The organism is Leclercia adecarboxylata (assembly GCF_023639785.1).
Taxonomy (GTDB): Bacteria; Pseudomonadota; Gammaproteobacteria; order Enterobacterales; family Enterobacteriaceae; genus Enterobacter; species Enterobacter adecarboxylatus_D.
The window spans coordinates 3,240,189-3,262,565 of record NZ_CP098325.1; the positions used below are offsets into that span (position 1 = coordinate 3,240,189).

General features: G+C 55.6%; 18 protein-coding genes. 3 read left to right on the plus strand and 15 right to left on the minus strand.

Annotation, left to right across the window (positions count from 1 at the left end; all coding sequences use genetic code 11):
- The first annotated feature begins 22 nt into the window (after positions 1–22).
- A complete protein-coding gene (locus tag NB069_RS15380; RefSeq protein ID WP_250584934.1) occupies positions 23–1,027 on the plus strand; it encodes a chemotaxis protein in 1,005 nt (334 codons plus the stop codon).
- 95 nt (positions 1,028–1,122) lie between these two features.
- Here the strand turns inward: NB069_RS15380 and nuoN are convergent, their stop codons facing one another.
- From nuoN to lrhA, 14 genes are all read right to left on the minus strand, one after another.
- A complete protein-coding gene (nuoN, locus tag NB069_RS15385) occupies positions 1,123–2,580 on the minus strand; it encodes an NADH-quinone oxidoreductase subunit NuoN (RefSeq protein WP_250584936.1) in 1,458 nt (485 codons plus the stop codon).
- Between the two features lie 6 nt (positions 2,581–2,586).
- On the minus strand, positions 2,587–4,116 hold the full coding sequence (gene nuoM, locus NB069_RS15390) for an NADH-quinone oxidoreductase subunit M (RefSeq protein ID WP_250584938.1): 1,530 nt from the start codon (positions 4,114–4,116) through the stop codon (positions 2,587–2,589).
- A 76-nt stretch (positions 4,117–4,192) separates the two neighbouring features.
- Entirely contained in the window at positions 4,193–6,034 is a 1,842-nt protein-coding gene (nuoL, locus tag NB069_RS15395) for an NADH-quinone oxidoreductase subunit L (RefSeq protein WP_250584940.1), read from the minus strand.
- Entirely contained in the window at positions 6,031–6,333 is a 303-nt protein-coding gene (gene nuoK / locus NB069_RS15400) for an NADH-quinone oxidoreductase subunit NuoK (protein WP_049841347.1), read from the minus strand. The genes nuoL and nuoK overlap by 4 nt, the downstream gene beginning before the upstream one ends.
- Positions 6,330–6,884, minus strand: a complete 555-nt coding sequence (gene nuoJ, locus NB069_RS15405) for an NADH-quinone oxidoreductase subunit J (protein ID WP_250584942.1) — start codon at positions 6,882–6,884, stop codon at positions 6,330–6,332. Before nuoJ ends, nuoK begins: the two co-directional genes overlap by 4 nt.
- Before the next feature lie 11 nt (positions 6,885–6,895).
- Complete coding sequence (gene nuoI / locus NB069_RS15410) at positions 6,896–7,438, minus strand: NADH-quinone oxidoreductase subunit NuoI (RefSeq protein ID WP_003861491.1); 543 nt, start codon at positions 7,436–7,438, stop codon at positions 6,896–6,898.
- A 14-nt stretch (positions 7,439–7,452) separates the two neighbouring features.
- Positions 7,453–8,430, minus strand: a complete 978-nt coding sequence (gene nuoH, locus NB069_RS15415; protein ID WP_039030977.1) for an NADH-quinone oxidoreductase subunit NuoH — start codon at positions 8,428–8,430, stop codon at positions 7,453–7,455.
- Entirely contained in the window at positions 8,427–11,153 is a 2,727-nt protein-coding gene (gene nuoG / locus NB069_RS15420; protein WP_250584944.1) for an NADH-quinone oxidoreductase subunit NuoG, read from the minus strand. The genes nuoH and nuoG overlap by 4 nt, the downstream gene beginning before the upstream one ends.
- Before the next feature lie 54 nt (positions 11,154–11,207).
- On the minus strand, positions 11,208–12,545 hold the full coding sequence (nuoF, locus tag NB069_RS15425) for an NADH-quinone oxidoreductase subunit NuoF (protein WP_039030975.1): 1,338 nt from the start codon (positions 12,543–12,545) through the stop codon (positions 11,208–11,210).
- The gene (gene nuoE, locus NB069_RS15430; RefSeq protein ID WP_006176513.1) at positions 12,542–13,042 is read right to left on the minus strand and encodes an NADH-quinone oxidoreductase subunit NuoE; all 501 of its coding nucleotides are present in this window, start codon (positions 13,040–13,042) and stop codon (positions 12,542–12,544) included. Before nuoE ends, nuoF begins: the two co-directional genes overlap by 4 nt.
- Before the next feature lie 2 nt (positions 13,043–13,044).
- On the minus strand, positions 13,045–14,847 hold the full coding sequence (nuoC, locus tag NB069_RS15435) for an NADH-quinone oxidoreductase subunit C/D (protein ID WP_250584946.1): 1,803 nt from the start codon (positions 14,845–14,847) through the stop codon (positions 13,045–13,047).
- A gap of 89 nt (positions 14,848–14,936) precedes the next feature.
- The gene (gene nuoB, locus NB069_RS15440) at positions 14,937–15,611 is read right to left on the minus strand and encodes an NADH-quinone oxidoreductase subunit NuoB (protein WP_003861482.1); all 675 of its coding nucleotides are present in this window, start codon (positions 15,609–15,611) and stop codon (positions 14,937–14,939) included.
- Between the two features lie 15 nt (positions 15,612–15,626).
- The gene (nuoA, locus tag NB069_RS15445; protein WP_106996027.1) at positions 15,627–16,067 is read right to left on the minus strand and encodes an NADH-quinone oxidoreductase subunit NuoA; all 441 of its coding nucleotides are present in this window, start codon (positions 16,065–16,067) and stop codon (positions 15,627–15,629) included.
- Between the two features lie 628 nt (positions 16,068–16,695).
- Positions 16,696–17,634, minus strand: coding sequence for a transcriptional regulator LrhA (gene lrhA, locus NB069_RS15450; RefSeq protein WP_250584948.1), 939 nt, complete (start codon positions 17,632–17,634; stop codon positions 16,696–16,698).
- Positions 17,635–18,581: 947 nt separating this feature from the next.
- Here lrhA and alaA point away from each other — a divergent pair.
- The gene (gene alaA, locus NB069_RS15455) at positions 18,582–19,796 is read left to right on the plus strand and encodes an alanine transaminase AlaA (RefSeq protein ID WP_250584950.1); all 1,215 of its coding nucleotides are present in this window, start codon (positions 18,582–18,584) and stop codon (positions 19,794–19,796) included.
- 94 nt (positions 19,797–19,890) lie between these two features.
- Positions 19,891–20,490, plus strand: coding sequence for a 5'-deoxynucleotidase (gene yfbR, locus NB069_RS15460; RefSeq protein WP_250584952.1), 600 nt, complete (start codon positions 19,891–19,893; stop codon positions 20,488–20,490).
- Between the two features lie 46 nt (positions 20,491–20,536).
- Here yfbR and NB069_RS15465 read toward each other — a convergent pair whose 3' ends face one another.
- Entirely contained in the window at positions 20,537–22,369 is a 1,833-nt protein-coding gene (locus NB069_RS15465) for an SLC13 family permease (RefSeq protein WP_250584954.1), read from the minus strand.
- Positions 22,370–22,377 lie beyond the last annotated feature (8 nt).

Genomic DNA, 22,377 nt, shown 5'->3' on the forward strand with positions numbered 1-22,377 from the left:
TATTTTTCACTTAGGGGCAAACATGGATAATTTCCAGAAAGACATTGATGACAGGGCTAATCTGACCCTGTCGAACCGTTTTGAGCTGCTGCTGTTCCGTCTGGGCACCTCGTTGAATGAAAACAAATCTGAGCTGTTCGGCATCAACGTCTTTAAGCTTCGCGAGATTGTGCCCATGCCAGCATTCACCAAACCGGCGGGGATGAAGTCGCCGCTGATGGGCATGGTCAATATTCGCGATCAGGTGATCCCGGTTATCGATCTGGCCGCTGTGGCAGGCTGCAAGCCAACCACGGGGCTTAATATTCTGCTGATCACCGAGTATGCCCGTAGCGTCCAGGCTTTTGCCGTGGAGTCAGTCGAGAACATTATGCGACTGGACTGGAAGCAGGTGCACGCGGCGGAAACCGCCGTCAGTGGACGCTATATCACCAGTATTGCCTGCCTGGATGAGAAGACCGATACCAACGATCTGGCGATGGTGCTGGACGTGGAGCAGATCCTGTATGACATCACACCGGCCAACCACGACCTGCATGCGACCGATCTGAAAACCACCAAATTCAATATCAAGCCAGGTGCGGTGGCGATTGTGGCGGAAGACTCGAAAGTGGCGCGCTCAATGCTGGAGAAAGGCTTGCAGGCAATGCAAATCCCGGCGCTGATGCACATCACCGGTAAAGAGGCGTGGGAGAAGATTGGCGTCCTGTCTGCCCAGGCGCAGGCGGAAGGCGTGCCGATCACCGATAAGATTGCGCTGGTGCTCACCGACCTCGAGATGCCGGAGATGGATGGCTTTACCCTGACCCGCAAGATTAAAACCGACGCTCTCCTGAAGGACATACCGGTGGTGATCCACTCCTCGCTTTCTGGCAACGCCAACGAAGATCATATCCGCAAGGTAAAAGCCGACGGCTACGTGGCGAAGTTCGAGCTGAACGAGCTGTCGTCGGTGATTGAAGAGGTCCTGGAGCGGGCGGCGAAGAAAATCGACGGGCCGTTGATCAGCAGGAAGCAGCTGGCCTGATTTGCCCTGTTTTGCCGGGTGGCGCTACGCTTACCCGGCCTACAAAACCCGCGCCGCCGGGCAATAAAAAACCCGCCGAAGCGGGTTTTTTGTTTTTACATTAATGGCATCGCTCGCTGCACGATATCAATCAGCGGCTGCGGATAGATACCGAAGATCAGTACCAGCAGCGCGGAGATTAGCACCACAATACCGCCAGCGCTGTACTGCCAGTTGCCTGGCGCATCGCGGTTGAGCTGCGAAGGCGCGCTCAGGTACAGGCTTACGGCAACGCGCAGGTAGTAGTAAAGACCAATCGCGGAGCCAATAACGACACCCGCCGTCAGCCACCACAGACCCGCCTGCACACCCACTGCCAGCACGTAGAACTTACCGATAAAGCCCAGGGTCATCGGGATACCCGCCAGAGAGAGCATCATCACCGTCATTACCGCAGAGAGGATCGGACGGTGCCAGAACAGGCCACGGTAGGAGAACAGCGAGTCGGCATCCGGGCCACGGTACGGGCTGGACATCAGGCTCACCACGCCGAACGCGCCGAGGCTGCTGAACAGGTAGCCTGCCAGGTAGACACCGACGGTTTCCATGGACATCTGACCGCTCTGCAGCGCAATCAGCGCCACCAGCAGATAGCCCAGATGGGAGATAGACGAGTAGCCCAGCAGACGCTTGATGTTGGTCTGGCTCAGCGCCATCAGGTTACCGAAGATGATGGACACGAAGGCGATAATGCCCAGCACCACGCGCACCGCTTCACTCTCACCTACCGGTGCGTAGAGGAACAGACGCATCACCACGCCGAAGATAGCGATTTTGCTCGCCGTCGCCAGGAAGGTGGATACCGGCGCCGGCGCACCCTGGTAAACGTCTGGCGTCCACAGGTGGAACGGAACCAGAGAGAGTTTAAAGCCGAGGCCAACAATCATCATGCCCAGACCCGCCAGCAGCAGCGGCTCATGCAGCATGCCGTCGCCGAGGCTCTTGCCAAGCCCTTCGAAAGAGAGGTTACCGGACTGAGCATAGATCAGCGCAATACCAAACAGCAGGAAGGACGAAGCAGCAGCAGACAGGATCGTATACTTGATACTCGCTTCCAGAGAGCGCTTCTGGCGGAAGGCGTAACCAATCAGGCCGAACAGCGGCAGAGAGATCAGCTCAATACCGAGGAACAGCGCCGCCAGATGGTTGGCATTGGCCAGCAGAATACCGCCCAGGGCGGCAATCAGAACCAGCAGGTAAAACTCTTCTTTGTTATCGTTGTAGCCTTCCAGCCACGGGTAAGCAAAGGTACAGGTCGCCAGGCTGGCTAACAGCACCAGCCCGGTGTACAGCATGGCGAAGCCGTCAACGCGCATCAATGGCGTGACGTCCATCGCCCCCGCCTGGCCAACAAACCAGAGGGAGACTAACGCAGCGTTCAGACCCAGAACCGCCAGCGTGGCATTCAGGAAGTGATTGCGTCGCCACGCAATGGAGAGCATCACAACCACCACCGTCAATCCGACGATCAGCAGCGGTAGCAGCGCAATCAGTTGTTGTGGAGTTATTGTCATGGCGATTTACGGCCTTGTAGTAGAAGCAGAATTAACAAACCACTGCTGGATGTTACCCATCGCGGAGTGCGAGGTATCCAGAATCGGCTGAGGGAAGAAGCCCAGCAGCACCAGCAGTACGACCAGCAGCAGGATGATGAACAGCTCGCGCAGCGACATCCCCGGCAGTTCTTTAGCAGCGATTTCACTCTTCGCCTTACCGAAGTAAGCGCGGTGCAGCATCGCCAGCGAGTAAACCGAAGCGAACACCAGACCGAAGGTAGAAATGACGGTGATCACCGGCACCACTTTGAAGCTGCCGAACAGGATCATGAATTCGCCGACGAAGTTACCGGTACCCGGCATCCCCAGCGTCGCCACCGCGAAGAACATCGACAGGGCTGGCAGCCACTTAATTTTGCTCCACAGGCCACCCATCTGACGCATGTCGCGGGTGTGCAGACGTTCATACAGCTGGCCGCACAGGATGAAGAGACCGGCTGCGGACAGACCGTGAGCAATCATCTGAATAACCGCGCCCTGGTACGCCAGCTGGCTGCCGGTGTAGATCGCAATCAGCACGAAGCCCATGTGGGAAACGGAGGTATAGGCAATCAGACGTTTGATGTCGTACTGCGTGAAGGCCATCCAGGCACCGTAGAAGATACCGATCACACCGAGCCACATGGCAATCGGCGCAAACTCTGCGGAAGCATTCGGGAACAGCGGCAGCGCGAAACGCAGCAGGCCGTAGGCCGCGGTTTTCAGCAAGATGCCTGCCAGGTCAACGGAACCCGCCGTTGGTGCCTGAGAGTGCGCATCCGGCAGCCAGCCGTGCAGCGGAACCACCGGCATTTTCACCGCAAACGCAATGAAGAAGCCCAGCATCAGCAGGTATTCAACGCCGTGGGACATTGGCGTCTTCAGCAGATCCTGATAGTTGAAGGTCCAGACGCCGGTCGCGTCGTAGTGCACAAACACCAGCGCCAGGATGGCAATCAGCATCACCAGACCACTCGCCTGGGTATAGATGAAGAACTTGGTAGCCGCCGTGATACGCGTTTTACCGTCGGACGCCTTATGGCCCCACAGCGCGATCAGGAAGTACATCGGCACCAGCATCATCTCCCAGAAGAAGAAGAACAGGAACATGTCGATGGCAAGGAACACGCCGATAACGCCGCCCAGGATCCACATCAGGTTCAGGTGGAAGAAGCCCTGGTATTTTTCGATTTCTCGCCAGGAGCACAGCACCGCCAGAACGCCGAGCAGACCGGTCAGCACCACCATCAGCAGCGACAGACCATCAATCGCCAGATGGATCGTAATACCGAAGCGTGGGATCCACGGCAGAATGAATTCAGACTGCCACTGCGGGATACCCGCAGACTGGGTGAGTGAATAGCCGCCCTGCAACCAGAGTTGCAGGCCAAGCGCGAGCGTCAATCCCATGGTGATCAGCGCAATCCAGCGCGGCATCTTCACGCCAAAGCGTTCGGTCTGCCAGCACAGGAACCCACCGATAAAGGGAATTAATATTAGCCAGGGTAGTAACATGGCGATTTGCATTCCTTTTTAAGGCCCCCAGCAGGGGCCTGATTTTCAACGAATTCGAATAAAATTCACTTAACGATCAACGCAACACCATCAGCAGCGCCAGCACAACAACCGCACCGATGCTCATGGACGCCACATACCAGCGCAGATAGCCGTTCTCGCTGAACAGCAGGCCTTTACCTGCAACGCGGGAAAGGATCGCCGGGATGTTCATCATGCTGTTCAGCGGATCGCGCTTGATAAGCCACGCAATGCCGAGGAACGGTTTCACGAAGATCATGTCGTACAGCCAGTCGAAGCCCCACGCGTTGTACCACCAGGTGCCCAGCAGACGGCCTGGCGCACTGTTGGCAATGGAGGTGACCAGGGTACGTTTACCCAGCCACAGCCATGCTGCAATCAGGATGCCCGCAATAGCGACCACACCGGAGGTGATTTCAAGGGTCAGGACGCGACCGTGCTCAAGCTCTGTGGTGTCTGGCAGTACGCCCTGCAGCGGTGGCACAATCATCGCGCCAACGAAGGTGGACAGGACCAGCAGCACAATCAGCGGCAGGTGGTGGGTAATCCCCTTCCCTGCGTGAGCGTGAATTTGTTCTTTACCGTGGAAGACGATGAAAATCATACGGAAGGTGTAGAGAGAGGTCATGAATGCACCGACCAGACCTGCCACCATCAGATTGATATGACCATTCGCCATGGCGCCCGCAAGGATTTCGTCCTTACTGAAGAAGCCCGCGGTGATCAGCGGCAGTGCCGCCAGCGCCGCGCCGCCCACCAGGAAGCAGACGTAAACCAGCGGAATGGATTTGCGCAGACCGCCCATCTTAAAGATGTTCTGCTCGTGGTGGCAGGCCAGGATCACCGAACCGGACGAGAGGAACAGCAGCGCTTTAAAGAACGCGTGCGTCATCAGATGGAAAATCGCCGCATCCCACGCCTGAACGCCCAGCGCCAGGAACATGTAGCCAATCTGGCTCATGGTGGAGTAAGCGAGAACGCGTTTGATGTCGGTCTGAACCAGCGCCGCAAAGCCTGCCAGCACCAGAGTGACCGCACCGACGATACCCACCAGATGCAGGATTTCCGGCGTCATCAGGAACAGGCCATGGGTACGCGCAATCAGGTAGACACCGGCGGTAACCATGGTCGCGGCGTGGATCAGCGCGGAGACAGGGGTTGGACCCGCCATCGCGTCGGCAAGCCAGGTCTGCAACGGCAGCTGTGCGGATTTACCCACAGCACCACCGAGCAGCATCAGCGTTGCCCACCACAGCATATTGTTGCCTGCTTCGAAGTGCGCCGGCGCCAGCTCTACCATTTCGCGGAAGTTCAGCGTGCCCAGCTCGTTGTAAAGAATGAACAGGGCGAAGGCGAGGAACACGTCACCCACACGGGTCACGACGAACGCTTTCATGGCCGCTGCGCCATTCTTCGGATCGGTGTAGTAGAAACCGATCAGCAGATAAGAGCACAGACCCACGCCTTCCCAGCCGAGATACATCAGCAGCAGGTTATCGGCCAGCACCAGAACCACCATGCTGGCGATAAACAGGTTGGTGTAGGCGAAGAAGCGGGAGTAACCCTCTTCACCGCGCATATACCAGGAGGCGAACATGTGGATCAGGAAGCCCACGCCGGTCACCACGGAGAGCATGGTCAGTGAGAGACCATCCAGCACCAGGTTAAAACCGATGTTGAAATCACCGACCGACATCCAGGTCCACAGCGGAACGCTGAAGGCCTGACGACCATTGTTAAAGAAGTCGATCCCCGCATACGCGGTCACCAGCGCCGCAAGGCCAACAGAGCCCATACCGACGGTGGCGGACAGATTCTCAGACCAGCGGCCACGAGAAAACGCCAGCAGCAAAAAGCCGATCAGCGGAAAAATAATGGTTAAGGCAAGCATGTTCATCCACGCAACTCACTTACTGAATCGATGTTCAGGTTCTGGCGGCGACGATGGAGCTGCAGCAACAGCGCCAGGCCAATACTCGCTTCCGCAGCCGCGAGGCTGATGGCGAGAATGTACATCACCTGACCATCGGTCTGGCCCCAGTAGCTACCGGCAACCACAAAGGCCAGCGCGGAAGCGTTGATCATGATCTCCAGGCCAATCAGCATAAACAGCAGATTGCGGCGGATAACCAGACCGGTTAAGCCCAGCACGAATAAAATCGCGGCGAGGATCAGTCCGTGTTGTAAAGGGATCATGCGCGATCCTCCGTTTTTCTTTGCGCGCTGTCGTCCTTACGGTTGCTCAGCACTTCACCCATGCGCTCTTCGCGACCCACGTGGAAGGCGACGACCAGACCTGCCAGCAGCAGCATGGACGCCAGCTCAACCGCCAGAACGTAAGGACCAAACAGGGTAATACCCACTGCTTTAGCGCTGATTGGCGTACCGTCGATACCCTGGTCGTTAACACCCAGAATGGCGTAAACGATCACCGCCAGCATGATGGCCGACAGAATCGCCGGACCAATCCACACCTGCGGCTTCAGCCACTGACGTTCCTGCTCAATTTCAGACCCGCCCAGGTTCAGCATCATCACCACGAAGACGAACAGAACCATGATGGCCCCGGCGTAAACGATGATTTCAAGCGCACCGGCAAAGTGTGCGCCCAGCGCAAAGAACACCCCGGAAATGGCCAGCAGCGAAATGATTAAATAGAGCAGCGCATGCACCGGGTTGGTGTGCGTAATCACTCGCAGCGTAGCCAGGATGGCGATCAGGCCACAGATATAAAAAGCGAATTCCATTGCCCCTCTCCTTACGGTAACAGGCTCTTGACGTCGATAGGCTTGGCTTCGTTCTCCGCTTCGCCCTTATCTTTGCCGTCGATTGCCATACCCGCCATCCGGTAGAAGTTATATTCCGGGTATTTGCCCGGACCGGAAATCAGCAGATCCTCTTTCTCGTACACCAGGTCCTGACGCTTGTATTCGCCCAGCTCGAAATCCGGGGTCAACTGAATCGCCGTGGTCGGGCACGCTTCTTCACAGAGGCCGCAGAAGATGCAGCGTGAGAAGTTGATGCGGAAGAACTCCGGGTACCAGCGACCGTCTACCGTCTCTGCTTTCTGCAGAGAGATACAGCCTACCGGACAGGCTACCGCACACAGGTTACAGGCAACGCAGCGCTCTGAACCGTCCGGATCGCGGGTCAGCACGATACGGCCACGGTAGCGCGGCGGCAGATATACCGGCTCTTCCGGGTACATCCGGGTTTCGCGTTTGGCAAACGCGTGCAGGCCGATCATCCAGATACTGCGTACCTGGGTGCCGAAGCCTACCAATAATTCTTTCAAGGTCATGATCTTAAAGCCCCTTATGGCTGCTGCCAGAGAATGACAGCCGCCGTTACCAACAAGTTGACGAGCGTCAGCGGCAGGCACACTTTCCAGCCGAAGGACATTACCTGGTCATAACGCGGACGCGGTAATGCTGCGCGAATCAAAATGAACATCATCATGAAGAACGCGGTTTTCAGCGCGAACCAGATGAACGGCGGTAAGAACGGGCCATGCCAGCCACCAAAGAACAGCGTGACCATCAGTGCAGAAATGGTGACGATACCGATGTACTCGCCCACGAAGAACAGACCGAACTTCATACCGGAATATTCAATGTGGTAACCATCGGCCAGTTCCTGCTCGGCTTCTGGCTGGTCAAACGGGTGACGGTGACACACTGCCACACCGGCGATAGCAAAGGTGACAAAACCAAAGAACTGCGGAATGACGTTCCAGATGTCGGCCTGGTTGTTGACGATGTCGGTCATGTTGAATGAACCGGCCTGCGCCACCACGCCCATCAGGGAGAGACCCAGGAACACTTCATAGCTCAGCGTCTGCGCAGAAGCACGCATCGCACCCAGCAGGGAGTATTTGTTGTTACTGGACCAGCCGGCGAACAGCACCGCGTACACCGCGAGGCCTGCCATCATCAGGAAGAACAGGATCCCGATGTTCAGGTCAGCCACAACCCAGGTCGGGCTCACCGGAACGATAGCAAACGCCAGCAGCAGCGAGGTAAAGGCGATCATCGGCGCCAGAGTAAAGATCACACGATCCGAGAAGCGCGGGATCCAGTCCTCTTTAAAGAACATCTTGATCATGTCCGCGACCAGCTGGAGTGAACCACCCCAGCCCACGCGGTTCGGTCCGTAACGGTTCTGGAACAGACCAAGCAGACGACGTTCACCAAAGCTCATGAACGCGCCGCAGGTGACGACCACCAGCAGAATAACAACCGCTTTCAGGATGCTCAGCAGAATGTCGATAAGATCGGGCGTTAACCAACTCATGCTTTTGCCTCCTGCAGGTTATCAAGACGCGCACCCGCCAGTACCGGCGCGATGCCAGGCATACCCATCGGCAGACCCACCTGCCCTGCTGTCAGACCTTCAGAGATAATCAGCGGCAGGCTGATTGTCTGGCCTTCGTAGCTGAAGCTGATGTTCGCGCCCGCGTTAACGCCAAGCTTCGCGGCATCCGCCGGGTTGAGCTTGATGTACGGCTGCGGCATACGGCTCTGGAAGACCGGGGAACGCTGGGACATTTCGTCGCTACCAAACAGATGGTAGTACGGCGCAATACGCCAGCTGCCCTCTTCGGCCTGGAAGCTCGCCGGAACGGTGGTGAAGAAGTCCAGACCGGTTTCGGACGCTTCAATCAGACGCACGCCCGGATCGCCGTGACGCAGAGAGCCGCCCACTTCAGCCTGGAACTTGTTCCATGCCTGCGGGGAGTTCCAGCCTGGTGCCCATGCGAATGGGATCTGCGAACGCGGTGCAGACGGCTGGTTGTTCCCTTCCATCGAGAAGGCGAACATGGTGTCTTTGTCCTGCGGCTGACGCGGTTCATGCACGCTGATGTTGGCGCGCATTGCGGTACGGCCACTGTAGCGGTGCGGTTCACGCGCCAGTTTCTGGCCGCGAATACGGAAGCTCGCCTCCGGCGCGGCATCTTTAATGCCTGCCAGCTGCGGCAGTGCGGCGATGGCAGCGTCGATCACGTGGTCGAGCTGGGTCCAGTCCACCTCACGGCTCAGCACGGTGCTGTGCAGAGAGTGCAACCAGCGCCAGCTTTCCAGCATCACAATGCTGCTGTCGTAGTACGCCGGGTCATAAACCTGGAAGAAGCGCTGGGCGCGGCCTTCGTTGTTGATCACGGTGCCGTCGCTTTCTGCGAAGCTTGCCGCAGAGAGCACCAGATGCGCTTTATCCATGATCGCGGTGCGCTGATGATCGATAACCATCACCAGTGGCGCCTTAGAGAGCGCAGCGTCAACGCGGGCCGCAGAGGCATGGCGATGCAGGTCGTTTTCCAGCACCACGACGGCGTCAGCAGCACCGGATTCCAGTTCGCTTAATGCCGCTTCCAGAGATCCACCGCCAATCATGCCCAGACCAATGCTGTTTACCGCACGGGCAATCATGGTTACGCCAACGTCCGCACCGCGGCCTTTCAGCGCTTTAGCCACGTTTGCAGCCGCTTCAATGATCTCCGCGCTACCGGCGTTAGTACCGGAAACGATCAGAGGTTTTTTCGCACCGGCCAGCGCCTGCACGATGACGTCGATCTTGTTCTGCAGATCGCGGTCCAGACCTTCAACGGCCGGGGCACTGTTATCCAGGGCGTGCGCAATAGCAAAGCCAAGACGGGCCTGATCTTCAACCGGAGCACGGTAGGTCCATGCTGCGATATCATCCAGACGGGTGCCATCGACGTTCGTCACAAACAGAGGATGCTTCGCGCGCTGCCCGATGTTGAGGATCGCCGCAATCTGCCAGTCAGCCACTTTCTGGGCTGCGGCCATTTCACGGGCTTTCCCTTTCACCGCCTGGCGAACCGCCAGGGCAGCACGAGCGCCGGTCTGGGTTAAATCTTCGCCCAGCACCAGAACGGCATCGTAAGATTCGATTTCGCGCAGCGCCGGGGTATGAATCCCGCCTTCGCGCAGCACTTTCAGCACCAGCTGCAGGCGTTCCTGCTCGCCTTCAGCGATACCGGTGTAGAAATTATTGGCACCCACCAGTTCACGCAGCGCGAAGTTGCTTTCGATGCTGGCGCGCGGGGAGCCGATACCGATCACTTTCTTCGACTGGCGCAGAATGTCGGCTGCGCCCTGCATCGCCTGCTCGGCGTTCAGGGTGATAACGTCGTCGCCACGGCGCTGAACCGGCTGACGCGGACGGTCTTTCAGGTTCACATAGCCATAGCCAAAACGACCGCGGTCGCAGAGGAAGTAGTGGTTAACGGTACCGTTGTAACGGTTTTCGATACGGCGCAGTTCGCCATAACGTTCACCCGGGCTGGTGTTACAGCCGAGGGAGCACTGCTGGCAGATGCTTGGCGCAAACTGCATATCCCATTTACGGTTGTAGCGCTCAGAGTGCGTTTTATCCGTGAACACGCCGGTCGGACAGATTTCGACCAGGTTACCGGAGAATTCGCTTTCCAGCACGCCGTCTTCCGGACGACCGAAGTAGACGTTGTCATGTGCGCCATATACGCCCAGATCTTCGCCATCAGCGTAGTCTTTGTAGTAACGCACGCAGCGGTAGCAGGCGATGCAGCGGTTCATTTCATGAGAGATGAACGGCCCCAGATCCTGGTTGCGGTGGGTACGCTTGGTAAAGCGATAGCGACGGAAGCTGTGGCCGGTCATCACGGTCATATCCTGAAGATGGCAGTTACCGCCCTCTTCACAGACCGGACAATCGTGCGGGTGGTTAGTCATCAACCACTCCACCACGCTTTCACGGAACTGTTTTGCTTCCGCGTCGTCGATAGAAATAAATGTTCCTTCGGTGGCTGGCGTCATACAGGACATTACCAGGCGACCACGCGTGTCTTCCGCGTTTTGATATTGCTTCACCGCACACTGGCGGCAAGCACCGACGCTCCCCAGCGCCGGATGCCAGCAAAAATACGGAATATCAAGGCCCAGAGAGAGACATGCCTGTAGCAGGTTGTCCGCCCCGTTAACCTCGTATTCTTTGCCGTCTACATGAATCGTAGCCATTAGCATGCTTCCAGTTGTCTCGGTCGAAACCGAGCGTTAATCAAAATTCTGTTTTTACCAGCGCGCTTTCAGCAGGTTCGGCTGAATACCATTGATCGAATGGGTATTGCTGAACGGCTGCTTGATGCCTGCTTCGAATTCTTCGCGGAAATATTTAATCGCGCTCTGCAGCGGCTCTACGGCACCTGGCGCGTGGGCGCAGAAGGTTTTACCCGGGCCCAGGAATCGACACAGTTGCTCAAGTGTCTCGATATCACCAGGCTGGCCTTCGCCACGCTCAATTGCACGCAGGATCTTCACGCTCCACGGCAGACCATCACGGCACGGTGTACACCAGCCGCAGGACTCGCGGGCGAAGAACTCTTCCAGGTTACGCACCAGCGGTACCATGCCGATCTCGTGGTCGACGGCCATCGCCAGCGCCGTACCCAGACGGCTGCCCGCTTTACCAATGCTTTCGAACTCCATTGGCAGATCGAGATGCGCTTCGGTCAGGAAGTCGGTCCCTGCCCCGCCTGGCTGCCAGGCTTTAAATTTGAGGCCATCACGCATGCCGCCCGCGTAGTCTTCAAGAATTTCACGTGCGGTGGTGCCAAACGGCAGTTCCCAGACGCCCGGGTTCTTCACGCGACCGGAGAAGCCCATCAGCTTGGTACCGGCATCTTTACTTGAGGAGATGCCCTGATACCACTCCACGCCGTTGGCGAGGATAGCCGGAACGTTACACAGGGTTTCGACGTTGTTCACACAGGTCGGTTTACCCCACACGCCGGAGCTTGCCGGGAACGGTGGCTTGGAACGTGGGTTCGCACGACGGCCTTCCAGGGAGTTAATCAGCGCGGTCTCTTCGCCGCAGATATATCGCCCTGCACCGGTGTGCACGAACAGCTCGAAATCGAAACCGGTGCCGAGAATGTTTTTACCCAGCAGGCCCGCTTCGGTGGCTTCGGCAATCGCGCGACGCAGGTTTTCTGCCGCTTCGATGTACTCACCGCGCAGGAAGATGTAGCCACGGTAGGCTTTCAGCGCGAAGGCCGAGATCAGCATGCCTTCCACAAGCAGGTGCGGCAGTTGCTCCATCAGCAGACGGTCTTTATAGGTGCCCGGTTCCATTTCATCGGCGTTACACAACAGGTAACGGATGTTCATGGATTCGTCTTTTGGCATCAGGCTCCACTTCAGACCGGTGGAAAAGCCCGCGCCGCCGCGCCCTTTCAGGCCAGCGTCTTTAACCGCATTAACGATTTCATCCGGTGCCATGCCGCCAAGGGCTTTACGCGCGCCTTCATAGCCGTTTTTGCTCTGGTATTCGTCGAGCCATACCGGCTGTTTATCATCGCGCAGACGCCAGGTCAGCGGATGCGTTTCAGCAGTACGAATTACAGTTTTCATTTGTACTGCTCCAGCAGATCGGGAATGGCTTCCGGCGTCAGATGGCTGTGAGTGTCCTCATCAATCATCATGGTCGGCCCCTTGTCGCAGTTGCCCAGGCAGCAGGTTGGCAGCAGGGTAAAGCGGCCATCAAAGGTCGTCTGGCCCGGCTTGATATTGAGTTTCTTCTCAATAGCGGCCTGAATGCCCTGATAACCGGTGATGTGGCAGACCACGCTGTCGCAGTAGCGGATCACGTGACGGCCCACCGGCTGGCGGAAGATCTGGCTGTAAAACGTTGCCACGCCTTCGACGTCGCTCGCCGGGATACCCAGCACTTTTGCGATCTCATAGATCGCGCCATCCGGCACCCAACCACGCTGTTTCTGTACGATTTTCAGCGCTTCAATGGACGCCGCACGCGGGTCTTCGTAGTGGTGCATCTCGTGCTCAATGGCGGCACGCTCTGCTTCACTCAGCTCAAAAGCCTCGGTTTGTGGTTGTTGATTCTCGTGCATATTTAGCGGTCCACATCTGACATAACAAAATCGATACTACCCAGATACACAATCAGGTCGGAGACCAGACTGCCGCGGATGGCGGCCGGGATCTGCTGCAGATGCGCAAAGCTCGGCGTACGGATACGGGTGCGGTAGCTCATGGTGCTGCCGTCACTGGTCAGGTAATAACTGTTGATACCCTTGGTCGCTTCGATCATCTGGAAGGATTCGTTGGCCGGCATAACCGGACCCCAGGAAACCTGCAGGAAGTGTGTGATCAAGGTTTCGATATGCTGCAGCGTGCGCTCTTTCGGTGGCGGCGTGGTCAGCGGGTGATCCGCCTTGAACGGGCCTTCCGGCATATTGTTGAGGCACTGCTCAAGAATGCGCAGGCTCTGACGCAGCTCTTCCACTTTCAGCATCACGCGGGTATAGCAGTCGGATACACCGCCGCCGACCGGGATTTCAAAGTCGAAGTTTTCGTAGCCAGAGTAAGGACGGGCTTTACGCACGTCGAAATCGATACCGGTCGCACGCAGGCCAGCACCGGTGGTGCCCCACTCCAGCGCCTCTTTCGCGCCATACGCGGCAACGCCTTTCGAACGGCCAATCAGGATGGAGTTACGCAGCGCGGCTTTCTCGTACGACGCCAGACGTTTCGGCATCCAGTCGAGGAACTCACGCAGCAGACGATCCCAGCCGCGCGGCAGGTCGTGTGCCACACCGCCGATACGGAACCAGGCCGGGTGCATACGGAAACCGGTAATCGCTTCCACCAGATCGTAGATTTTCTGACGGTCGGTAAAGGCGAAGAAGACCGGCGTCATAGCGCCGACGTCCTGAATGAAGGTGGAGATATACAGCAGGTGGCTGTTGATACGGAACAGTTCAGACAGCATGACGCGGATGACGTCAACGCGTTCTGGCACCTTGATGCCGGCCAGTTTTTCCACTGCCAGCACGTACGGCATCTCGTTCACGCAGCCGCCAAGGTATTCGATGCGGTCGGTGTACGGAATGTAGCTGTGCCAGGACTGACGCTCGCCCATCTTCTCTGCGCCGCGGTGGTGATAGCCCACATCCGGCACACAGTCGACGATCTCTTCGCCATCAAGCTGGAGAATAATACGGAACGCACCGTGCGCGGACGGGTGGTTTGGACCGAGGTTGAGGAACATGAAGTCCTCGTTGTCGGTGCTGCGCTTCATGCCCCAGTCTTCAGGTTTGAAGGTCAGCGCTTCCATCTCCAGATCCTGCTTGGCTTTGGTCAGCTCAAACGGGTCGAACTCGGTGGCGCGCGCCGGGTAATCTTTACGCAGCGGGTGGCCGGTCCAGGTCTGCGGCATCATGATGCGCGTCAGATGCGGGTGGCCATCGAAGGTCATACCAAACATTTCCCAGGTTTCACGCTCATACCAGTTCGCGTTCGGGAACAGTTTGGTGATCGTCGGCAGATGCATGTCGTTTTCAGACAATGCCACCTTGAGCATGATATCCGTGTTGCGGTCTATTGAGATCAGGTGGTAGAAAACGGAAAAATCCGCCGCGGGTAAACCGTGGCGGTGCGTACGCAGACGTTCGTCCATGCCGTGTAAGTCAAACAGCATGACGTAAGGTTTAGGCAGTTTCTTGAGGAAATCAACCACTTCCAGTAACTGCTCACGCTTCACCCAAACAACGGGTACCCCGGTGCGGGTGGCCTGAACAGTAAAGGCATCCGGCCCAAAACGGTTGCGCAGTTCGCCGATGACCGGGTCATCCAGATGATCCCGTGTTTGCCAGGCGGCGTCTTGCGCGGTTAAGTCGGTCATAGTGTTCACCATTGCAAAAGGTCCGTGGTGACTGTCGGGCGTGGCTTCGCGCTATTTGAATAGTGATATGCGAAGGTTATCTCCATGCCCACAGGCGCAAATTAAATTTCGTCTGGTGTACGCAGATTGGTCACTGCAATACGTTCGCCGCGTTTACGCTCGCGCTCAGACTGCATATTAGCGCGGTACACGCCCTGATCGCCCACAACCCAGGAGAGCGGACGGCGTTCTTTGCCAATCGACTCCTGCAACAGCATCAGCGCCTGCATGTAGGCTTCTGGACGCGGTGGGCAGCCCGGGATGTATACGTCCACAGGGATAAACTTATCTACACCTTGTACGACGGAATAGATGTCGTACATGCCGCCAGAGTTTGCACAAGCCCCCATGGAGATAACCCATTTTGGCTCGAGCATCTGGTCGTACAGACGCTGAATGACCGGTGCCATTTTGGTAAAGCAGGTACCTGCAACCACCATCAGGTCAGCCTGACGCGGAGAAGCACGCAGTACTTCTGCACCAAAACGCGCAACGTCATGCACCGCAGTGAATGACGTCACCATTTCAACGTAGCAGCAGGAAAGGCCAAAGTTGTATGGCCAGATGGAGTTCTTACGACCCCAGTTGACCATATCGTGCATGGCATGCTCGAGCTTGCCCATATACACGCTTTTATTGACTTCTTGCTCCAGGGGGTCGGTTACGATCTCCTGCTTTTGCAGGGGGTAACGGTCATTCTCACCGTTAGGATCTATGCGGGTGAGCGTATAATCCATCTTATTGCCTCGCTGTTACTGCTGACGATTAGAGATACTGTTTTCCGGGTTGGTACGTTCACGGCGTGAACGCGCAGGTGTCCAGTCCAGCGCGCCAATACGCACCAGATAAACCAGACCGGCCAGTAACACTAAAATGAAAATTGCGGCCTCGACAAAGCCTACCCAACCACTCTCACGAATGGAGGTTGACCATGCGAACAGGTAAAGCGCTTCCACGTCGAAAATGACGAAGAACATGGCCACCAGATAGAACTTGGCAGACAGGCGTAAACGCGCGGTACCTACCGAATCGATACCCGATTCGAATGGCGTGTTTTTGTGCCTTGCGCGGGCGCGACCGCCCAGGAACCAGCCGCCGACTAGCATCAGGCAGCACAGGCCAATGGCAACGATAAGAAAGATTGCGAATGCCCAGTGATGAGCGATGACTTCTGTGGATGTTGACATACTCATTGCTTACTCATCAAAAGTGATACCTGAAACACTGCTCTTACTGGCAGATGGGCATCACATCGATTCATGGGGAGGAACAAATAACCGTACACTAACTGTCGAAAATGAGACATAGACAGCAAAATGATGTGGTTTTTTACTCCTTTCTATAACCTTTTGTCAACTTTAACAAAAGTTTCTTCACATTAAATTACATTGATCGAACTTCATTAACATTTAATGCCCTTTACCCTCAAAAAACGTGAGGCGCGTTCCTGCGTAAGGGTGTTGAATCGTGTCCGTAATGAACTAACACAAAGATTACCCGTCTATTTTGACAGGATTTGCCGTCGATTCCTCCCCCCAAAGAGGAGTATTTTCTTGATCTGTGACACGCTTTTGTTAATTCAATCAAAAAAACGGCAACATCTTTGCTGCTTTTTTAACATGCCCATTGACATTAAAAGAAGAAGTATAGCGGGTTTTCAAAAGAGGGTTTAATTACTATCAGATTGATAATAATGGAGATTAGAAAAACCTGACGCAAACTGGCGGTGCTACATGCAAAAAAAGAACCACTGTGCAACGAAGTCGCGCCAGTGGCTCATAAAGGTGTCAACGCATTAATACCAGAACGGGAGGGGGTTGTTTACTCAAAATCGCGTTCAATCACCAGAGGGTCATCCCCCCCTTCTGGAGTCACATTATTATACTGCCAGGGGTTATGGTAGTTATCCATGGCATTAAAAATGGTTTGCGCAAGTTCGTTATTGCTGGCCGGGTTGTGGCACAGCATATATTCCGTATCCGGCAGCGAAGGCAAGCCGTCCGCTTTACCTAACACCCGTAAATCAGGGCTCATCATCTCAACCGGGCGTGCCGTCACGCCAAGTCCCGCTTTCACCGCGGCGCGGATGGCTGGCAGCGTTGACGCGACATAAGCCAGTCGCCACGGCACACTGGCGGCGTCGAGCGTGGACAGCACAACGTCGCGGAACGGGCTGGGATCGTCCAGCAGCACCAGCGGCACCGGCTCGCCGCGCTGTAACGTAAACTCGGCCGCACAATACCAGTGGGTCGGAGAGGTGCGCAACGTCAGGCATTCAAACTGGCTGGTACGATGGGTGGTCACCACCAGATCGACCTCCTGCTCCTGGAGCATATCAACCATATAGGCGTTGCGTTTAACCCTGACATCAAGAGCAAGTTTCGGATAAACCGAACTGATGCGGTTGAGCAGAAACGGCAGAATGGTGTCGGCTGACTCATCAGAGGCGCCTAATGTTAAGACACCCTGCAGGTTGCTAAACATTAATGATGAGCAGGCCTCATCATTGAAGCGCAAAATTTTTCTGGCGTAACCCAGCAGCTGAATACCGTGCTCAGTTAACAGCTTGTTGCGTCCATGACGGGCAAAAAGCTCTTTGCCGACCAGTTGCTCCAGTCGTTGCATTTGTTGACTGACTGCAGATTGGGTACGGCAAACTGCCGCCGCCGCCGCCGCAAAGGTGTTCAGATCGGCGACCGCCACAAAGGTTCTCAGCAGATCGAGGTCGAGGTTCATTATCGGACGATTTGCATTAATCATATCTTTTCACTTACAGGTTGCTCGTGCGGAGCTGCCCCGGGTTTAAGCTGTGTGCGTAAAAGTAATACAGTTCCCTCTGAACAAAATCCTCTGACGTCCCGGTCCGGCAGTGTGCCTGCAAAATATCATTGTGCTGGGTATATCAGTGGTCAGAAACAACTTATCTGACGTTATTTTTATTCTCAAAAACGCTCGAGATATATAGATGTTTGCCGGAAGATGTAAATTCCATTAAAGAAGATGCCTTTCCAACGTCAACTTTATCGCAGTACAGGTTAAGCAGCAATGGTATTGCTTAACTTCTCAAGGCAGAGATAATTCTAACAATTACAATAGACTATTAAAGGTCCAGGCATCAAGGCCTGCTGCGGCCTGTTATCGGGTATCACCAGACCTGGTACACATCTTACCCTAAAACCTTTTTATTTATAAGCCTTATCGCAAATCCTGTGATTTAACCTTAATGATAACTAACTAAACTAATTTTATTAATATTAACGAAAGTTGCGATTTCGTCTTTATTCAGAAATAAATAATAATTGAAACAGGACTTAATGATTAATAATACTTAACATTAATTTCACATGAGCAACGTTAATATAAAAAGGCCGGAAAGCGAATACCATGATGTTTCACTCAGCTTTTACGAAACATCACGACAGGAAACTGTAGCACTGCCAGCGTAAGCCGCGCAGTATGCGGCTTTTTCACAGTGTAATATCCACCTTAAAACAGACATATCAATACAAAAAACCATACAAAAGACAAAATACATCCAATAAAATGAAGTATACATTAAAAAATAGTTAAAAATTTCATAACCGAGTATCAGCAATGGACAAAATCTTCTTCTGCCAACCCTTCAAAATCGGGCAATCGAGGAGTACATTGTTTCGTGCTGACTTCCACGGCAGGACGTCGCAATAACAGTAAAAGGTCAAAGATTCATGTCACCCATCGAAAAATCCAGCAAGTTAGATAACGTTTGTTATGACATTCGTGGCCCGGTTCTTAAAGAGGCGAAGCGCCTCGAAGAAGAAGGTAATAAAGTACTTAAGCTCAATATCGGCAACCCGGCGCCATTTGGTTTTGATGCACCGGATGAAATTCTGGTTGATGTGATTCGCAACCTGCCGACGGCGCAAGGATATTGCGACTCCAAAGGGCTCTATTCTGCGCGTAAAGCCATCATGCAGCATTATCAGGCGCGTGGCATGCGTGAAGTGACCGTCGAAGATATCTATATCGGTAACGGCGTTTCCGAGCTGATCGTCCAGGCGATGCAGGCCCTGTTGAACAGCGGCGACGAAATGCTGGTCCCGGCGCCGGACTACCCGCTGTGGACCGCGGCTGTGTCGCTTTCCAGCGGTAAAGCGGTACATTACCTGTGCGATGAGTCCTCCGACTGGTTCCCCGATCTGGATGACATTCGCGCCAAAATCACGCCGCGTACCCGCGGGATCGTCATCATTAACCCGAATAACCCAACCGGCGCCGTCTACTCTAAAGAGCTGCTGCTGGAGATTGTCGAGCTGGCCCGCCAGCATAACCTGATCATCTTCGCGGACGAGATCTACGATAAAATTCTGTACGACGCTTCCCAGCACCACTCTATTGCCGCGCTGGCCCCGGATCTGCTGACGGTTACCTTTAACGGCCTGTCTAAAACCTATCGTGTTGCCGGTTTCCGTCAGGGCTGGATGGTGCTGAACGGGCCGAAGAAACACGCCAAAGGCTATATCGAAGGTCTGGAGATGCTGGCCTCCATGCGTCTTTGCGCCAACGTCCCGGCGCAGCACGCGATTCAGACTGCCCTGGGTGGTTATCAGAGCATCAGCGAATTTATCGTGCCGGGTGGGCGTCTGTATGAGCAGCGCCAGCGCGCGTGGGAGCTGATTAACGATATTCCGGGCGTCTCCTGCGTGAAGCCAAACGGCGCGCTGTATATGTTCCCGAAAATAGACATCAAACGCTTTAACATCTTTGACGATCAGAAGATGGTGCTCGACTTCCTGCTGCAGGAAAAAGTGTTGCTGGTTCAGGGTACGGCCTTTAACTGGCCGTGGCCGGACCATGTGCGTATCGTGACGCTGCCGCGTGAGGATGAGCTGGAAATGGCCATCTCCCGGTTTGGACGCTTCCTCTCCGGATACCATCAGTAAAACGATAATCGGGCTGCCACAGGCAGCCCGATTTGCATCTCTCCTCCCCTCCCCTCACAATGAAACCTGTCGCTGTGCAGATTTAAGGTAACTTATGAGTCAGAGTCATTTCTTCGCCCATCTTTCCCGCCTGAAACTGATCAACCGCTGGCCGCTGATGCGTAACGTACGCACCGAGAATGTTTCCGAACACAGCCTGCAGGTAGCCATGGTCGCCCACGCGCTGGCCGCCATCAAAAACCGCAAGTTCAATGGCCAGGTGAATGCCGAGCGGATCGCGCTGCTGGCGATGTACCACGATGCCTCCGAAGTGTTGACGGGTGATCTGCCCACCCCCGTGAAATACTTCAATTCGCAGATCGCTCAGGAGTACAAAGCGATTGAAAAAATTGCCCAGCAAAAGCTGGTCGACATGGTGCCGGACGAGCTTCGGGATATCTTTGAGCCTTTAATAGACGAGCAAAGCTACAGCGAAGAAGAACACCGGATCGTGAAGCAGGCCGATGCGCTGTGCGCCTATCTGAAATGCCTTGAGGAGCTTTCAGCCGGCAATCACGAATTTTTGCTGGCGAAAACCCGGCTTGAAAAGACGCTCGAGGCGCGGCGCAGTGAAGAGATGGGTTACTTCATGGAGGTGTTTGTCCCGAGCTTCCAGCTGTCGCTGGATGAGATAAGCCAGGATTCCCCGCTGTAATGTTGTGCCGGGCGGCGACTGCGCCATGCCCGGCCAGGCAACAAGCTCAAAACGGGAACAACACCGGGATCATCACCACGCACACCACCATCACCAGAAGGGTGAACGGTACGCCAAGCTTCACAAAGTCGCTGAAGGAATATTTGCCGGGGCCCAGCACCAGCGTGTTAACGGGTGATGAGACCGGGGTCATAAAGGCGGCGGAAGCGGCCATCGCCACCATCATTGCGAACGGATAAGGCGAAACCCCCATCGATTTTGCCATCGCCAGGGCAATAGGCGCCATCAGCACCGCCGTCGCGGTGTTGGAGATAAACAACCCGATGGTGGCGCACATAATAAACAGGCACATCAGCATCATGTAAGGGCCGTAGTCCCCGCCCACCTCCATTAACCCTTTTACCACCAGGTCAACACCGCCGGTTTTTTGCAGGGCCAACGCAAAGGGCATCATGCCGACAATCAAAATAATGCTCGGCCAGTGGATGGCCTTGTAAGCGCTTTCAGCGTCAATGCAGCGGAATTTACCCATCAGCAAACAGGCGATAATCGCTGCCACCGGATTAGGAATTTCGTCGGTCAGCATCAGGGCCACCATCAGCACCAGACAAAAAATAGCGTGCGGCGCCTGACTGTGGGCCGGGGACGCATCGCTCACTTCCACAGGCAGGTTGAGCACCACGAAGTCTCGCCCTCTCTGCCCCAGCTGGGTGATCAGCTTCCAGTTACCCACCACCAGGAAAATATCCCCCAGTTGCAGAGGCTCATCCACCACCGAGCCGTTCATCGCCTCGCCGTCGCGCTTCAACCCTACAACGTTTAAACCGTAGCGGGTACGAAATCCTATCTCGCGAATGGTTTTGCCGAGCAGCTCCGACTCGGGAATCAACGAAACTTCGGCCATGCCCACATCCAGCGCCTGATCGGAGAAGTACTCCCCGCGCAGGACCATGGGTTCCAGCAGCTGTTCGCTGCAGAAATCGCGCAGATCGACCTCGGCGGATGACATATCAATCAGCAGCACATCCCGGGCGCGGAATTCCGATACGCCGTTAACGTTGACGATGACCCGGCGAAAACGGCGCCAGCGCTCCACGCCGATGACGTTGGCGCCGTAGCGTTCGCGGAGTTTTAAATCATCCAGACGCTGTCCAATCAGCGGCGAGCCAGGGCGGATCGCCAGACGGCGCGCCCGCCCGGTAAGGTGATACTCTTTGATCAGATCGCGAAAGGTGCGGCGCTTCCAGCCGTCGCGGGCTTTATCCTGCTTATCGCTTTTCAGGGCGAAGCGGGTCAGCAGCATGTAGACGATACCCATCACCAGGATCACCAGCCCCAGCGGCGTCACGCTGAAGAAGCTGAACCCTTCCAGGCCTTCGCGCAGCAGTTCACTGTTAACCACCAGGTTCGGCGGGGTTGCTACCAGGGTCATCATGCCGCTGATAAGCCCGGCAAAACTGAGCGGCATCATCAGGCGCGAGGGCGAGATCTGCATGCGCATGGAGACGCTCAGCACCACCGGAATAAAGATAGCCACCACGCCGGTGGAGCTCATAAAGGCCCCGAGCCCGGCAATGGTGAGCATCAGGAAGATCAGCATTTTGGTTTCGCTGTTGCCCGCCACGCTAACAAGCCAGGTTCCCATGCTGGTCGCCACGCCGGTACGCACCAGGCCGTCACCAATAATAAAGAGGGCTGCAATCAAAATAACATTGGGATCGCTAAAGCCTGAGAAGGCTTCCGGAAGCGTTAAGGTGCCGCTCAGTACAAAGGCGACGATGACCAGCAGAGCCACGGCATCCATGCGTACCTTACCGGTCGCAAAAAGAACAATCGCGATAAGGAGCAGGCTTAACACCCAGATAAGTTCACCGTTCACAACAGATC

Bases quoted from the DNA above. Each gene is read 5' to 3' on its own strand.
- yfbR (WP_250584952.1), top strand. From the start codon at position 19,891: ATGAGTCAGAGTCATTTCTTCGCCCATCTTTCCCGCCTGAAACTGATC.
- nuoA (WP_106996027.1), bottom strand. From the start codon at position 16,067: ATGAGTATGTCAACATCCACAGAAGTCATCGCTCATCACTGGGCATTC.
- nuoN (WP_250584936.1), bottom strand. From the start codon at position 2,580: ATGACAATAACTCCACAACAACTGATTGCGCTGCTACCGCTGCTGATC.
- alaA (WP_250584950.1), top strand. From the start codon at position 18,582: ATGTCACCCATCGAAAAATCCAGCAAGTTAGATAACGTTTGTTATGAC.
- nuoB (WP_003861482.1), bottom strand. From the start codon at position 15,611: ATGGATTATACGCTCACCCGCATAGATCCTAACGGTGAGAATGACCGT.
- nuoK (WP_049841347.1), bottom strand. From the start codon at position 6,333: ATGATCCCTTTACAACACGGACTGATCCTCGCCGCGATTTTATTCGTG.
- nuoG (WP_250584944.1), bottom strand. From the start codon at position 11,153: ATGGCTACGATTCATGTAGACGGCAAAGAATACGAGGTTAACGGGGCG.
- nuoJ (WP_250584942.1), bottom strand. From the start codon at position 6,884: ATGGAATTCGCTTTTTATATCTGTGGCCTGATCGCCATCCTGGCTACG.
- nuoM (WP_250584938.1), bottom strand. From the start codon at position 4,116: ATGTTACTACCCTGGCTAATATTAATTCCCTTTATCGGTGGGTTCCTG.
- nuoL (WP_250584940.1), bottom strand. From the start codon at position 6,034: ATGAACATGCTTGCCTTAACCATTATTTTTCCGCTGATCGGCTTTTTG.
- nuoI (WP_003861491.1), bottom strand. From the start codon at position 7,438: ATGACCTTGAAAGAATTATTGGTAGGCTTCGGCACCCAGGTACGCAGT.
- NB069_RS15380 (WP_250584934.1), top strand. From the start codon at position 23: ATGGATAATTTCCAGAAAGACATTGATGACAGGGCTAATCTGACCCTG.
- lrhA (WP_250584948.1), bottom strand. From the start codon at position 17,634: ATGATTAATGCAAATCGTCCGATAATGAACCTCGACCTCGATCTGCTG.
- nuoH (WP_039030977.1), bottom strand. From the start codon at position 8,430: ATGAGTTGGTTAACGCCCGATCTTATCGACATTCTGCTGAGCATCCTG.
- nuoF (WP_039030975.1), bottom strand. From the start codon at position 12,545: ATGAAAACTGTAATTCGTACTGCTGAAACGCATCCGCTGACCTGGCGT.
- nuoC (WP_250584946.1), bottom strand. From the start codon at position 14,847: ATGGTGAACACTATGACCGACTTAACCGCGCAAGACGCCGCCTGGCAA.
- nuoE (WP_006176513.1), bottom strand. From the start codon at position 13,042: ATGCACGAGAATCAACAACCACAAACCGAGGCTTTTGAGCTGAGTGAA.